General features: G+C 57.1%; 11 protein-coding genes and 1 tRNA gene. 1 reads left to right on the top strand and 11 read right to left on the bottom strand.

The genetic code is table 11. The features are described from left to right. Nucleotides 1-151: 151 nt before the first annotated feature. The 8 genes from BUA44_RS09920 to BUA44_RS09885 all read right to left on the bottom strand — a co-directional run bounded on the left by BUA44_RS09920 (nucleotide 152) and on the right by BUA44_RS09885 (nucleotide 8,594). Nucleotides 152-1,288 (bottom strand): N-acetylmuramoyl-L-alanine amidase family protein, encoded by a 1,137-nt coding sequence (locus BUA44_RS09920; RefSeq protein ID WP_072811509.1) that lies wholly within the window; start codon nucleotides 1,286-1,288, stop codon nucleotides 152-154. Between the two features lie 17 nt (nucleotides 1,289-1,305). After that, the gene (gene smpB / locus BUA44_RS09915) at nucleotides 1,306-1,779 is read right to left on the bottom strand and encodes an SsrA-binding protein SmpB (RefSeq protein WP_072811507.1); all 474 of its coding nucleotides are present in this window, start codon (nucleotides 1,777-1,779) and stop codon (nucleotides 1,306-1,308) included. 3 nt (nucleotides 1,780-1,782) lie between these two features. Next, the gene (gene obgE / locus BUA44_RS09910; RefSeq protein ID WP_072811505.1) at nucleotides 1,783-2,835 is read right to left on the bottom strand and encodes a GTPase ObgE; all 1,053 of its coding nucleotides are present in this window, start codon (nucleotides 2,833-2,835) and stop codon (nucleotides 1,783-1,785) included. Further along, nucleotides 2,835-3,797 (bottom strand): N-acetyl-gamma-glutamyl-phosphate reductase, encoded by a 963-nt coding sequence (gene argC / locus BUA44_RS09905; protein WP_072811503.1) that lies wholly within the window; start codon nucleotides 3,795-3,797, stop codon nucleotides 2,835-2,837. The genes obgE and argC overlap by 1 nt, the downstream gene beginning before the upstream one ends. Before the next feature lie 10 nt (nucleotides 3,798-3,807). After that, nucleotides 3,808-4,305 carry a YchJ family protein gene (locus BUA44_RS09900; RefSeq protein ID WP_072811502.1) on the bottom strand — a complete coding sequence of 166 codons (498 nt, stop codon included), beginning with the start codon at nucleotides 4,303-4,305 and terminating at the stop codon, nucleotides 3,808-3,810. A 162-nt stretch (nucleotides 4,306-4,467) separates the two neighbouring features. Beyond that, nucleotides 4,468-5,088: a methyltransferase gene (locus BUA44_RS09895; protein WP_072811501.1), complete on the bottom strand. Its 621-nt coding sequence runs from the start codon at nucleotides 5,086-5,088 to the stop codon at nucleotides 4,468-4,470. After that, complete coding sequence (gene rlmN, locus BUA44_RS09890; RefSeq protein ID WP_072811500.1) at nucleotides 5,088-6,155, bottom strand: dual-specificity RNA methyltransferase RlmN; 1,068 nt, start codon at nucleotides 6,153-6,155, stop codon at nucleotides 5,088-5,090. Before rlmN ends, BUA44_RS09895 begins: the two co-directional genes overlap by 1 nt. Nucleotides 6,156-6,305: 150 nt before the next feature. After that, nucleotides 6,306-8,594: a penicillin-binding protein 1A gene (locus BUA44_RS09885; protein WP_083579568.1), complete on the bottom strand. Its 2,289-nt coding sequence runs from the start codon at nucleotides 8,592-8,594 to the stop codon at nucleotides 6,306-6,308. Between the two features lie 90 nt (nucleotides 8,595-8,684). Here BUA44_RS09885 and BUA44_RS09880 point away from each other — a divergent pair. Further along, nucleotides 8,685-8,758 (top strand) — tRNA-Arg (locus tag BUA44_RS09880). 542 nt (nucleotides 8,759-9,300) lie between these two features. Here the strand turns inward: BUA44_RS09880 and rpsD are convergent. The 3 genes from rpsD to BUA44_RS09865 form a co-directional block, all read right to left on the bottom strand. Continuing rightward, entirely contained in the window at nucleotides 9,301-9,906 is a 606-nt protein-coding gene (gene rpsD / locus BUA44_RS09875) for a 30S ribosomal protein S4 (RefSeq protein ID WP_072811493.1), read from the bottom strand. A 171-nt stretch (nucleotides 9,907-10,077) separates the two neighbouring features. Beyond that, nucleotides 10,078-11,784: a hypothetical protein gene (locus BUA44_RS09870; protein ID WP_072811484.1), complete on the bottom strand. Its 1,707-nt coding sequence runs from the start codon at nucleotides 11,782-11,784 to the stop codon at nucleotides 10,078-10,080. 12 nt (nucleotides 11,785-11,796) lie between these two features. Continuing rightward, nucleotides 11,797-14,841 (bottom strand): glycoside hydrolase family 55 protein, encoded by a 3,045-nt coding sequence (locus tag BUA44_RS09865; RefSeq protein ID WP_178348783.1) that lies wholly within the window; start codon nucleotides 14,839-14,841, stop codon nucleotides 11,797-11,799. Nucleotides 14,842-15,053 lie beyond the last annotated feature (212 nt).

Here is a 15,053-nt window from a genome sequence, read left to right as displayed (position 1 = left end):
AAAAGCAAATTTTTCCCATAAAAGAAAAATTTGCTACAACGCCTTATAAATCAAAGGGTTACGAGAAATTTAGGTACCCAAATGTCATATAGGCCGAAAAACAACTTGACGAAATAACGGAATAGCAAAGCCGGATTATTTTGGGGGAGGCTTATCGCCCGAGCGTTTCGCGGTAGCTGTGGACTGCTGCCTTGTAGGTGCTCACGGCCTTCGAAATGCGTTCGGCGATATCTTGCTGGCCGGCCTTGCTCATCATGTAGGCCTCGTCCTCGAGGTTGCTGATGAACCCGATTTCGAACAGCACTGCAGGCATCAGCGCGCCCACGAGCACCATGAACCCTGCACCGCCGACACCGCCGGCCTGGCGCTTGATTTTGCCGCCGTCAAAAGCTTTGAGCATCTCCTCGGTGAACATGTAGCTGTTCTGCTTGTATTTTTCGAGGCGCGCTTCCAGCTTGAACCATTCGATGGGGGAGAGTTCCTCTTTCGCGTTCTTTTCGCCGTAGAGCGTGGCCACCTTGTTTTCGCGGCGGGCAATCGCCTTGTCTTCTTCGCTTTCGGGGGCGCGCAGTACGTACACGTGGTAGCCCTTGATTTGCTTCTTGCGTTCGGGGGTCGCGTCGATGGCGTTGCAGTGCAGGCTTATGAACAGGTCGCCGTCCCACTGGTTTGCGAGGTTCGCGCGTTGCCCGAGCTCGATGAACACGTCCTTGTCGCGAGTCATCTTCACGTTGAATCCCGCCTTCTCGAGATCCTTCTTCAGGAGTTTTCCGACGGCGAGCACGATGTCCTTTTCTTGCGCGTTCTTGCCGAGCGCTCCGGAGTCCTTGCCGCCGTGGCCCGGGTCGATTACGATGGTTTTCACTTCGCGTGTGCCCGCGGTCTCGTTCTTGGGCTTGGTGGCGGTAACCGCTTTTTGGTCTGCCTTTGCGGGCGCTGCTGCGGGCTTGGCCTTCGCGGGTTCGGTTTTTGCTGCGGGTTCAGCCTTTGCTGCGGGTTCAGCCTTCGCGGCAGTAGCCTCGCTCTTGGGCGGGAACAGCTTACCCACGTCTTCTTCGGCAATCCACAGGTGGCCATCTTCGAGAACCGGGCTTGCCGCGAGGTCTATGGTACTGCCGTTCACCGAGGCGTAGGGGATGCCGACCGCAAATTTCGCGGTATCTTTTGGGGTAACGAGAATGAACGATTTCTGGACGGGGAACCAGTGGAACGAGGCGCCAATCTTTTGGGATACGGATTCGGCATCGACCGCGGTGACATCGGCGAAGGACAGTACCCAGCCGACCATCAGCAACAGGGCGAAAACTAGCGGTGTGCCTTTGCGGCGCGGTCCATTTCCAGCTTCGCTTCGCGGTTGATTATATCCTGTCGCTTGTCGCGTTGATCCTTGCCTCTGCATATTCCAATTTCGAGTTTTGCCCGTCTGTTCTTAAAGTATAGTTTCAGCGGGACGATGGTGCAACCCTTCAGTTCCTTCGCCTTGCGCATTTTCTGTATTTCGTGCGCGTGGGCGAGCAGCTTGCGCTTGCGGGCGGGAAAGTGATTGAACCTGTTCGCGAAAAGGTATTCGTCGATGCGGGCGCCAATGAGCCAGATTTCGTCTTTCTTGTCGTCGACATCCACCCAGGCTTCACCGATGGTGCACTTGCCGTCGCGGATGGACTTGACCTCGGAGCCAATGAGCATGATACCCACCTCGAACGTCTCGTCGACGAAATAGAGATGGTTCGCCTTGCGGTTCATGATGACCGGCGTGCTCTGTTGTTCCTTTTTTGCCATGCGCTAAGCCTTCTTGCTCCAGCCGCTCTTCTTGCCGCTGGCCTTGCTGCTTTCGAGAGCCTTCGATTCCCAGCCGACCTTCTTCTTCTGCACGTGCGGGACAGCCTCGTCGAGAGCCTGCACGAGTTCCTTGCAGCCGTCGCCCGTCATGGCAGAGGTCACGATGACCTTCTGGCGGTGCTTCTTGAATTCCTTGATGGCATTCTCGATTCCGAGGTCGTCCTTGTTGAGTGCAATCACGAACGGCTTTTCGGCGAGCTTCGGGTGGAATGCCTTGAGTTCGCTCTTGAGCACGGTGAACTGCTCGTAGGCGTTCTCGGCAAAACCGTCAATCACGAACAGCAGCGTGTGCGTGCGCTCGATGTGCTTGAGGAACTGGTGACCGAGGCCCTTGCCCTCGCTGGCGCCTTCCAGCAGGCCGGGAATGTCGGCGACCACGAAACTGTGGCCGTTCGTCTGCACGATGCCGAGCACCGGTTCGAGGGTGGTAAACGGATAGTCGCCGACTTTCGGGCGTCCGCTCGAAATTTTGTTCACGAGGCTCGACTTGCCCGCGTTCGGGAACCCGACCAGGCCCACGTCGGCCATGAGTTTCAGTTCCAGGAAGAGTTCGCGCCTTTCGCCCTTTTCGCCGGGCGTGCATTTGCGGGGCGCCTGCACCTTCGGGGTCGCAAAATGCTGGTTGCCCATGCCGCCCTTGCCGCCGCGTGCCGCAATCCACTTCTGGCCCGGTTGCGTGAGGTCTGCGAGGATGCGTCCGTCGGAATCCTTCACGATTGTGCCGCGCGGGACATCGACGATGAGGTCTTCGGCGCTACGCCCGGTGCAGCGCTTCGCTCCACCCGGCTGGCCGCTCTCCGCCTTGTACACGCGTGCGTTGCCCATGTCGAGGAGCGTGGAGTACTGCTCGTTCACCTGCAGGATCACGTGACCGCCGCGACCGCCGTCGCCGCCGTCAGGGCCTCCGAGCGGCACGAACTTTTCGCGATGGAAACTGCAGATGCCGTCACCGCCCTTGCCGGAGCGAACTTCAATAGATTTTTCGTCTAGGAACATTAAAGGCTAATCCCTTCGTCAAGCCCGAGGGCGATATTCATGTTCTGGATGGCGGCGCCGCTGGCGCCCTTGCCCAGGTTGTCGATAATCGTCGTCACCTGCATCACGTTCTCGTTGCCGAAAACCTGGATGCGGGCGTTGTTCGTGTCGTTACAGACGGTGGCGTCAAGGCGGCCGTTGAACAGCACGGGGGCTGCCTCATAGGGCATCACCTTCACAAAGCGGGAACCTTCGTAATGCTTGGCGAGGATTTCGGTGAGGCCTTCGGGGCCGACCTTCTTGGTGAGTTCGTTCGCGAAAATGGCGACCGTGACCGCCATGCCCTTGTAGTAGGGGCCGAGCACCGGGTTGAAGAACGGCGTGTTTTCGAGTTCGCAGTACTTCTTCATCTCGGGGAGGTGCTTGTGGGCGAGCGCGAGCGCGTACGGGGCGGGCGCCATGATGGCCTTCGATTCGCCGGCAGCATGCGACAGGGCTGCGGTTTCTTCGTATTCGGCGATGAGCTTCTTGCCGCCGCCGGAATAACCGGTGATGCTGTAGGCGGCGAGGTTCGCGCTCTTCGGGAGGATTCCTGCGGCAACCAGCGGGTGTACGCCCAGGATAAAGCCCGAGGCGTGGCAGCCGGGGTTCGCGATGCGCTTGGCTTTCGCGATGGCTTCTCGCTGTGCGGGGCTCAGTTCCGGCATCCCGTAGGTCCACGCGGGGTTCACGCGGTGCGCTGTGGAGGCGTCAATCACGCGGGTGTTCGGATTTTCGCAGAGGGCTGCACTTTCGACGGCCGCAGCATCGGGCAGGCACAGGAACGTCACGTCGGACTCGTTGATGAGCCTCTTGCGCTCGTTAATGTCCTTGCGGAGTTCGGGGGCAATGCGCAACACTTCGATGTCGTTACGCTTTGCGAGTCTCTCATAAATCTGCAGGCCTGTGGTCCCTGCTTCACCATCTACGAAAACTTTGAACATCTCTTATTCCTTACTTACCAGCGCCGCAGCACTTCTTGTACTTCTTGCCAGATCCGCACGGGCACGGGTCGTTACGGCCGACATCCGGGCCTTCCTTGTGCACGGTTTCCTGCTTCACGGCACGGCCGTCGTAGAAGAACCATGCGCCACCTACCTTGTGGAACTCGCCGAGTTCGTGGTGGTTGCGGGTCACGTTGCCCTGCTTGAAGCGGGCGTTGAATTCGACCCAGCCGATGTTCTTTTCTTCTTCGGTCTTGGTCTGCTTGATTTCGATGCCGAGCCATTCGGATTCACGGCTCCAGGCCTCTACGCTAGGTTCGTCAAAGTCGCCGCGCTGGGTGGGCTCGAGGGAATCCTTCAGCCATGCGATTTCGTGCTTGGCGTATGCGGTGTAGCGGGAACGCATCAGGGCTTCGGGGCTCTGGGCGAGAGCTGTACCCTTGATAATGGGTTCGCAGCATTCGCCGTACTCTTTACCAGATCCGCAGGGGCATAAATCTTTAGTCATAATTCAATCCTTGTGTCTTCGTTGAAGCGGCTTGGCCGCGTAAAAAATTTGATGAAAAAATAGAAAAATTTGAAAGAGAATACACTCTGTTTAGTTGCGCTTGTATACAAAAAAGACGAGAGAAATTTTCTCTCGTCTGTATGCTTGTAGAGCCGTTCTAGATTACAGGCACTTCTTGAGCAGCCAGATTTCTTCCTTGCCCTCGCGTTCGGGGAGGCTGTTTACCGGCTTGATGCGTTCGACAACGTCGAAAACGCCGCCGAGACGTGCCATGAGCTCGCCTTCGCTCGTCGGGTGCGGAGGGCCCTGCAGGGTCTTGCCGTTCATGAGCGGGTAGAGAAACAGGATAAGGACGCCGTCATCCTTCATCATGCGGTAGCACACTTCGAAGAATTCGTCGCGGCGGCCCGGATGGATTGCGGAGAACGTGCCGTAGTCGTACACGATGTCGAACTGCTGGCCGCCACGGTTCGCATCCTTCGGCGAAAGCGTGAACAGGTCGAGGTCGAGCGAACGCAGGTTCTTGTGGGCGCGGCTCAGGTGGTCGAGTTCATCCACCGCGGTGGCGGCGAAATCGACGGCGAGGACGTCGTGGCCACGCTTGGCCCAGGCTTCTGCATCGTAGCCGAAACCTGCGCCGGGAATCAGCACGGAGCCGGTGGCGGGGCAGGAGGGGTGCTTAAAAAATTCGAGCAGGGCAGGAGTCGCCTTCTTGAAATTCCAGTAATCCTTGCCGTTGGCATAGAGATTGTCCCAGAATTCTGGGAGGTTCTGCGTTAACATTATTTACCTTCCTTTTTGTACGCAAGTTGCCCGCAGGCGGCCAGGATGTCCCGACCCCGCGGGTTGCGGATCGTTATTTGAATTTCGGCAGCACGTACTGCGGCAAGGAAATCCTCCACCTCCTCGGGTGTCGGCGCGTGCAGCGTCGGGTCGTCCCCGTCGTTCAGCACGATGGCGTTCACCTTCACGCGGCGGGGCGCGCAGATGCGGATAAGTTCCTTCGCGGCCTTCGGGGTGCAGGTGATTCCCTGTATCAGTACGAATTCGAATGTCACATAATTATCGGTTCTTCTGATGTATTCGTCAACCGCCTCGAGCAACTTTTCGATGGGCCATACCTTGTTGACCGGCATTACCGACGAACGGTACTCGTTGTTCGTGCTGTTGAGGCTTACGGCGAGGCAGCAGGGCGTGTTCCTGTCCACGAGTTCCTTGATCTTGGGAACGACGCCCGAGGTGCTCACGGTCATGCGCTTGGCGCCCATGTTGAACAGGCTCTGGTTATGCAGCGTGCAACACACGCGGTGGACCTGTTCCAGGTTGTTGAGCGGTTCGCCCATGCCCATAAAGATGATGTTTGTCACCTGGGCTATCTTGCCGTCTGCATCGAGGATGCCGTTGTCCTTCAGGTACCAGTTCACGTGGAGGATTTCCTCGAGAATTTCGCCCGCCTCGAGGTTCCTGGTGAAGCCCATCTTTGCGGTGCGGCAGAAGGCGCAGTTCTGGGCGCAGCCGATCTGCGTGGAAACGCATACGGAAAAGCGCCCGTTCGCGGGAATCATGACCGTCTCGATGTGGTGGCCGTCATGGGTCTCGAAGAGCCACTTGACCGTTCCGTCAGTAGAGACCAGGTGCTGGTCTTCCTTGAGGGCGAGCATGGAGAACTGTCCGGCGAGTTTGTCGCGGAGTGCTGGGGGCACGTTCACCATCTCGTCGAAGCTGCGGACCTGCTGGCAGAAGAGCCATTTCTGGATCTGGTCGGCACGGTACTGCTTCTCGTTCACGTCCCTGAGCCAAGCCTTGAGCTCGTCCGTGGTCAGTGACTTTATGTTGTGCGGCCATTCCATAGTTCCGCGTAAAGATAGAAAAAAAACAGTTTTTTGTTAAGGGTCAAAATGGCCGAAATCCCTTTAAAATAAAGGAATAGGGCCCACTTTGTCGAGTGAGCCCTGCCTGATACGGTACGTTTTTTTACATCAAAAAAACAGCAAATATGCCTAGAACATCTTGCGTGTCTTTTTCTGTGTTGTCGTCGGCGATGTTTCCCTGGCGCCCTTGTTGCTGAACAGCGTCGCGTCGTCGGCGGACTTGGTTTTTACCTTGTAGTGGTCGCCATCGCAGACTTCGTCGGGGTAGTTGTTCGTGGTGTAGAGGCAGTAAGTCTTTTCGGAGCAGAACTCGCCTGCTAGTTTGCCTGTAATGTTGCAGACGCCCTTGCCGATAACGCCAGGGGGTACGGGGAACGATTTTTGCGGGAGTCCCTTGTGAATCTTGCTCATCACCGCAAGCCATGCGGGGAGCGCGTAGTTGCCGCCGGTCTTGCCCACGCCCATGGAAACTGCCTGGTCAAAGCCGACCCACACGCCCATGGTGTAGTGCTTGGTAAAGCCGATGTACCAGGCGTCGGTGTAGTCGTTTGTGGTTCCGGTCTTGCCGCCGCTCGGGTGGTTGAACCCGCTGGCCGAAATCTTGTAGCCCGTACCGCGGATGTTCACGTCCTTGAGGATATCCACCATCAGGTATGCGGAAGAGGGCTTCATCACCACGCTTTCGACCTTCGAGTTCTTCTCGATAATCTCGCCGTTCTTGTCTTCGATGGATTCGATCATGTAGGGCTCGATTCGCGTACCGAGGTTCGGGAACACCGTGTAGGCCGATGTCATTTCGAGAAGCGTCGCGCCCACGGAACCGAGGGCGAGGCTCGGGACTGCGACGAGCGGTGCCTTGCGGATGCCGAACGCGCGGGCGTAGTTCACCACGTTGCTCAGGCCGTACTTCGATGCGGTAAGGACTGCGGGGATGTTTTTCGAGCGGTAGAGCGCCTTGCGGAGCGTCATCATGCCCTCGAAGTTCTTTTCGGAGTTGTGCGGGCGCCACATGCCGGTCGCCGCGGTCTCGTCGGTCATGGTGATGGGGGCGTCGTTCACCGAGTCGCAGGGGCTGGCGCCGTTATCCATTGCGGTGGAATAGACGATGGGCTTGAAGCTCGAACCCGGCTGGCGGAGCGACTGCACGGCGCGGTTGAAGCGGGATTCGTTGAAGTCGCTGCCACCGACCATCGCGCGGATTGCGCCCGTCTCGTTCTCGATGATGACCATCGCCATTTCCACGTCGTGGTAGCGGACTTCGGGCGGGTAGCGCCACTTCTTGATGTTCGAGGAGGTGTCCTTGCTCAGGTATTCCTTCTTGAACAGGGTGTAGACGCTGTCGAAGTGGGCGAACACGCTGTCCGGTTCCATGCTGTACTTGTCGGCGAGCTTCAGGTTCTTGATGGCCTTCTTCTTGAACTCGGTGCGGTACTTGGCGACGAGCGCCTTCGCTACGCTGTCGGCCACTTCCTGGATTTCGGGATCGATGGTGCTGTAGATGGAGACGCCGTCGGCGTAGAGCGAGTTCTGCCCGTACTTCTTTTCCATGTACTTGCGGATTTCTTCGTAGTAGTAGAGGCCCGAACCCTTCTCGGGTTCCTTTTCGGCGAGCACGATGGGGGTCGCTACGTACTTGTGGTAGTCTTCCTTGCTGATGTAGCCCGCGTCGTACATCGCGTAAAGGACGGTGTTGCGGCGCTCGAGCGATGCCTTGGGGTGGCGGTCGGGGCGGTACGATTCGGGTGCCTTGAGCATACCGGCGAGGACTGCGTATTCCGGAATGGAGAGACTGTCGAGCGCATGCCCGAAGTAGTATTTGCCTGCCGCCTGGAAACCGTAGTTGCCGCCTCCCAGGTACACCTCGTTCATGTAGAACTCGAGGATTTCCTGCTTGGTGTAGGTCTGTTCGATGCGGATGGCGGTCATCGCCTCCTTGATTTTACGGGCGATGGAACGTTCCGGCGTGAGGAACAGGAGCTTGGTCAACTGCTGGGTGAGGGTGGAGGCGCCGCGGAGCTGCTTGCCGCTGAGGGCGCTCTCGATGATTGCCGACGGGATGGCCCAGACGTTCATGCCCCAGTGGTTGTAGAAGGCGCGGTCCTCGGTCGCCATGACGGCGTGAATCGCGTTTTCGGGGATGGAGTCGAAACTGACCCATTCGCGGCGTTCCACGAAGTACTTGTGTGCAATCTTCCCGTTCATGTCGTAGATGTTTGTCACGAGTTTCGGGTTGATCTGTTCGAGCTGCGAGAGGGACGGGAGTTCCGGCAGGTAGTGGTTGTAGACTACGATGACAGTGACGAACCCGGCAATCACCGGGAGGCATAGGATTGCAAGGGCAATGACGAATTTCTTGTTCGTGAACAGTTTCTTGAGGTAAGAAAGGCAGAACTTGAGTATGGGCTTGACTTTTTCCATCGTAGTTTCAAAAAAAGAAGAAATTATGAAACAAATTTAGAAAAATCCCTTGACAATTCAACCGATAATGCTATATTTGGGGTCACTCAAGCGGATGTAGCCCAACTGGATAGAGCGTTTGGCTACGAACCAAAAGGCTCCAGGTTCGAGTCCTGGCACCCGCAGAAAAAGATGCTTCGCGATTAGCGAGGCATCTTTTTTGTTTTATCCATAATCTAGGGCTCGGTTCTGGAGCCGTCGTGAGCAATAAACGCCTGGTATTAACCAGGCGTAGTTGCGAGAGCGAGTGAGTAACCGGAGGTTCTGCACTAGGAACGACGAACGAGCGGTCGTAACCCCGCTCCAGGTTCGAGTCCTGGCACCCGCAGAAAAGGCCCCTCTCGGTAAGAGAGGGGTCTTTTGATTATACCTGCGACGGGACGAGAAGCGGGAGCCTTTGCGAGCAGGTCGCGCCCGGGCGGAAGCCGGGCGTGAATGCGAGAGCGAGTGAGTAACCGGAGGTTCTGCATCAGGAACGACGAACGAGCGGTTGTAACCCCGCTCCAGGTTCGAGTCCTGGCACCCGCAGAAAAAGATGCTTCGCGATTAGCGAGGCATCTTTTTTGTTTTATCCATAATCTAGGGCTCGGTTCTGGAGCCGTCGTGAGCAACAAAAAAACACACCGCAGATGCGGTGTGCTTTTCAAACTTGCGTCTGAGATTGCTACTACCTGGAGTAGTATTCCACGACGAGCTGTTCTTCGAGCTTGACCGGGATCTGTTCGCGGAGCGGGAGCTTCACGAGCTTGCCTTCGATCTTGTTCGTGTCGACTTCCAGATATTCCGGAGCGGCCGGAGCGTTAGCAGCGGCTTCCTTGATCTGGACGTGTTCCTTAGACTGCTCGCGGATAGCAATCACGTCGCCGGCCTTGATGAGGCGGGCCGGAGAGAAGCTGCGGACGCCGTTCACAGTGAAGTGACCGTGGGTCACGTACTGGCGGGCGGCAAAAATCGTGCGAGCAAAACCCATGCGGTAGACGAGAGCGTCAAGACGGGTTTCGAGAAGAATCATCAGGTTGTCACCAGCAGAACCTTCACGACGGTTAGCTTCCTTGTATGCCTTGGCGAGCTGAGCTTCGGAGATGTTGTAGGTGAAACGGAGACGCTGCTTTTCGACCAACTGCTGCTTGTACACAGAAGCGGACTTCTTGCGGTTCTGGCCATGCTGGCCGGGAGCGAAGTTGCGGCGGTCGAGCGCCTTCTGAGTCTTCTGAGAAACGGCAATGCCCAGGGAACGGGCGACCTTGCCTTTGGGTCCACGGAAGGAGGACATATTATACCTCTTTGAGGAAGCTCTTTGGTTAAACTTGCAAATTGGCAGAGCTTGGCGCGACTTGCAAGTGAGGGCAAATATAGCAAATCTGTTGTCGGATGCAAGGTTTTGGGGCGATTCGGGCGCGTTTTTGCCCCGAAATTGCCCAAAATTTACCCAAAATTCGCCTTTTTAGCGGACGTTTACGGTCAGGGTGTCCCTCATGAGGGGGTCTGCCATGCTCTGGGCGATGAGTCGGGCGTCCTTGTCGGCCGCATCTGGCTGCGCTATCAGGTAGAACGAGGAAATCTCCTGTTCGCTCTTGCAGTTTTCCTGCTGGATGATGTAGGAGGCCGTCCCGAGGGTAGTGAGGTCCTCGCAGGGCACGTACCACTTGACGTTGTAGCTCGTCTTGTAGGGGACGGTCTGGAACGCGAAGTCGGCGAGTTTCACGGTGTCGCCCGCCTTGACGCGCATGGAGGTGTAGGTGTTCTCTTTCTCCTCGTTGTAGAACTTGAGGGAATCGAGCGAGCCCGGCCTCTGGATGAACGTCCTCAGGGTGAGGTTCGAGTCCGTGAGCGCCTTGGAATTGAGCTGCAGGTAGCGCAGGTACACGGGGCCGTCACTCTTTGCCTTGAAACTGTGCTCGAGGCTGTTTATGGTGCCGACAGAATCCCCATCGGCGTTGAGCAGGGCGTAGTACGCTCTCGGCGTGCCCTTGCATTCGCCGTACTTGCAGTAGCCTTCCATTTCGTGGTAAACGATGAGCGAGTCGCCCTTCTTGAGGTCGGCGAGCCACACGTAGTGGTCCTGGCGCAGGTAGTACTTGGTGGAGTCGTTCGCGGGGCGTACAATCGTGAGCGTATCGCCGGGGTAAACGATGGAGTCGGGTTTCGCGAGGTATTCGCCCTGGTTCAGCCTGCGGAAGCGGGTGGCCGCCTCGAACGTGGCAAACGGGCCGGAGAGGAAACTCACCACGTTGCTCGGCGTAAGCTTGAGCGTCCACTGCGAGGAATCGTTGGTCACGAGCAGCGTATCGAGCGAGTCGGCGGCGGGGGAGTATGTCTTGCCGTCCTTGTCGGTGAGTTCGTACTTGTTGATGCCTTCTCCCTGCACCGAGAGGTTCACGCTAAAGCCGGTCTCGACGTTGAACGCAATCTCGATGTTCTTCGGGGCGCTGCCGATAACGAAAATCCCGCGGACGGTATCGCGCAGGTCGATATCCACTTGCGAGGAATCGCCCGTGTAGTTGTAGTAGGCGGTATCCACGTCCACCTTGACGCGCAGGTGCGCCGTCGTGTCGAACTTTGCCTTCAGGTCGAGGTAATAGAAGTCGTCGCTGAACAGTACGAACTGGTTCTGGAGCATGTCGGCGCCCGAGCCCGGCAACATGTAGTCACTGTACAGGGAATCCTTCTTGCTTTCGTTCCAGACGGGGTGAAGCGTCTTGGCCTTTTCGCCCTTCTCGCTTCTCACACGGATTGTATCGCCTTCCATGCCGCTCGTTGCGGCGAGTACGCTTACGCGGGTTCCCTTCGGGAAGTTCCCGAGGAACAGCGATACGGTGGAATTCGCGCTATCAACACACACGACGTCGTCGTGGCAGACCTTCTTTACGTAGGAGGAATCCTTGGAATCTTCCTTGGTCGTATCCCTCTTGACCTTGACTGTATCCCAGTCGGCCATTTCCATGTAGAAGTTGAGCGTATCGCCGGCAGCAATCGTGTCGAGGTATTCGATGTCGAGTCGTTCGCTGATGGATGAGCTTGAATTGAATGAGTCCTCGGCGTAGCTGCCGTTATCGTCGGTAATGGACGACGAGTTCGTGTGCGTGGATTCGCTGCAGGCGAAAAGGAGCGCAAGCGGTACGAGAGCGAGGATTGTCGTTTTCATAGTCATAGTGGCGCGGTCCTAGTTGAGGATAAAGAACTTCTGTTCGGCGGTGAAGGCTTCTCCGATAATCTTGAGGGTGTACTTGCCGGTGGGGAAGGCCTTCGCCTTGAACTTGAAGTTGGTCTTCTTTTCGCCGGCGAGTTCACGTGCGGCTACGGTGAGCATGCGCTTGCCCGATTCGTTCAGGATTTCAATCTGCACGAACTGCGGGTAGCCCACGGTGAGGTCAAAGTTGCATTCTAGGTTCACGATGTCGATGTTCACCTTCGTGAGGGTGTAACCGCCATCCATCGCCTCGCCACCTACGGAGCGGGAATTGTCGTAGTAGCCCACGTAGAGCGCGGGAGCCATGTTCTTGCCCGCGTTCCTCGACTTGATGAACGTTTCTCCGGGTTCCACGGCGGTAAGGATAAGCGTGTAGAGTCCCGATGCGTGCTTCCTCTTGAAGAATTCCGTAAGGGCGGGCGTACGCAGGAACGCGCCGAGGGGTGCCTTCGGGTTAATCGTAATAATGCCGATAAAGTCCGCGTACTTGGTGTCGATGCCGCCACCGGAGTTCTTGCGGATGTTGAACTGCCCGCCCGCCTGCTGGAGGTTCGCGGGCGCGTTTTCCCAGGTGAGTTCGTCGCTCTTCCAGTCGACACCCAGCTTGTCTTCGCCGAAATTCATCTCCTTGCTCGTTTCCTTGAGGCCGAAGATGTTCAGTTGTACGGGCTTCTTGATGGAATCTGCGTCGAATTCCAGCTTGAGGGCCGCATCGAACAGCGGGCCCGGGAGCGCGGACAGGTCGTACTTGAGGTAAATTTTTCCGGCATCGTTCTGGTCGTTCGCCACGCGCAGGTGTTCGTCGGTGCTGTGCGGCGTGTAGTTGTCGAACTGCGAAATCCATGCATCGGCGCCGCGCCCGCTCGGGATATTGTCGCCGGAATGGTCTAGCGTCGTGTATCGCTTGTCGAACACGTAGACCTTGCCTGTATCTGTCCTGTCCTGGTAGCCGTCATTGGCGTTGAACAGCAAGTTGTATCGCCCGCTGGCGGTGAACGTCACGTCGGTCTCGTACTCGGTGGAGTCCGAGAAGGATACCTTTCCGGGGCCCGCGCCCTTGCGCCATGCCACGGGCACGCGGCACAGGCCGTCGCCGCGACCGTCGTCTTCCACGTTTCCTTGCAGGTGGAGCTTGCCCGGCTGCACCAGGATGTGCTCCTTGTCCATCGAAGGTTTAGGCGGCTCATTCTGGCCCTGCTTGGGAGCATATCCCGTGTAGAGCGCCATCATCACGCCGCCCGTCTCGTTGTGGGGCAGGTCTGTGTTCTTGAGCGCGTAGACCTTAGAGCCCTGGCGGGATTCCTCTACGATTTTCGAGTAGGGGTTCCCGCGGGTAAGCGTTTCCTTGAGGCCTGCAATGGACATGCTCGAGTTGTCGTTGATGAACATCGGGCTGTTCTTCGCCTTGTCGCTTGCGATGACGTTGACGCCCAGGAGTTCTGCAAAGCCCTTGTTGAAGTTGTGGAGGACCGTGTTGCCGTCCCGGGCGGTAAGGCCCAGAATCCAGATGCTTCCGCCGTTGTTCGAAATCTTCGGGCCCTTCGTGTCACCGACCATGGTGACCTGTCGGCCCCACAGACGCTGGAAATTCGTGCGAATCGTGCCGACGGAAACGTCTTCCAGGAAGATGTCGCCTGTGGCGAAGTCGTCGGATTCGTAGGATTTCACGTACATATTCTTGAGCACCACGGTACGCTTGGAGCGGTTGGTAATGCCGCTTGCGAACGTGGAGAACCTCTCGATGGTGATATCGACGAATGCGCCGTCTTCGATGATGAACTTTCCCTTGCCGTCGATTTTGCCTTCGGTACCGATAAGCCTGTGGATGCGGTTGCGCAGGTAGATGTCGCGGTTGATGGTCCAGCGGCCTCCCGGCGGGAAGAATATCGTTTCGGCACCGTCGTCAATGGCGTCCTGGATTGCCTTGGAATCGTCGGAACCGTCGCTTGCCTTGCCGCCGTATTCGCCGGTGATGGATGTCCAGTACATGGACTTCTGTTCTGCCTTGTTGGGTGTCTCGGTGACGGCGAGTTTCATGGCCTGCTTGGGGCTGTGGCAGAGCTGGTGGTTTTCTTGCGTGGAAAACTCGACAATCTCAGTGTTGCTGAAGGATTCGTTGTAGGCCTTCTTGGTACTTTTGATCTTGGATTTGAACTTGCTTACGACGACCGCGCGTGCAAAGAGTTCGCCTTCGTTCACGATGGCGGTAACTCCTTTTGCCGCTTTCTTGCCGGGGTCGTATTCGAGGGTGCCGTCCACGAATACCATGGAGGCGTCGGGCCCGTGGCTGTAGACCGCCGTGGTCGAACCCTTGAAACGCAGTCCGCGGATGGCAAGCATCTGGTTGTCATTGTCGAGACCGAATTTTTTCTGGCCACCGAGCGTCACGTGCTCAAACGTCATGCTGTTCGATTTGCCCGCGGTATAGACACCCACGTCAAACCCGTCCACTTCTACGTTCTTGAGGAGCAGGGGACCGATATTTTCGGTAAAACCGAGGTCTATGCCGATAACGCCTGCGCTGTCGCCCGATGCGACTTTCACGTTGTTGATGGTGCCCTGCACCGAGGCGTTGAAGCGGATACCGATGGCGCCCGGGTTCTTTTTTCCTGTACGGAGGGTAAGGTCGCGGATGGAGTTGCGCTGGCGTGCGTTGGGGCCGTCGCCCGTGTAGATGACTGCCTGCGGAAAGTCGGGGTTCTCGAATCCGGGAACGTCGTCCTGGAGCGAGATGATGGTGCCGCCCATGCTTTCGCCCTGGAGGATAGTGCGGCGGTAGTCCTTTTCGGGCTTGTCGGCGGTGGGCCAGGTAAGTGCGGATGAAATCTTGTAGATGCCATGGGGCAGGTAAATGATGAAGTCGCCGTCGGGATGGTCGCTCAAAGCCTTCTGGATGGCCTCGGTATCGTCGGTCTTGCCGTCGCCCTTCGCGTTATACGGTTCTTCCTTCACATTGACAACGTCTGAACCCATCGGGAATTCCACCTGGGCGTACGCAGAAAGTGCGAGACAGCACAAAAAGCTCAAAAAAATGCGATAAGAATACATTGAGACCTCGTTCTGGGGTACCATACACTATTAAATTACCTTTTTTTGATGGGGTGTGGACGAATGGTCACCAAAATGACATGAATATATAGGCTTTTGGCCTGATTTGAGCCTAAAAAAGGAGCCAGGCAGTGCAGAGCATTGCCTGGCCTTGGGGTTGGTTTGGAGTATTACAAGTATAG

It is taken from the genome of Fibrobacter sp. UWR3 (assembly GCF_900143055.1).
Classification (GTDB): Bacteria; Fibrobacterota; Fibrobacteria; order Fibrobacterales; family Fibrobacteraceae; genus Fibrobacter.
Note: the sequence above shows the minus strand (reverse complement) of the source record. Positions and strands in the feature narration are given on the sequence as shown.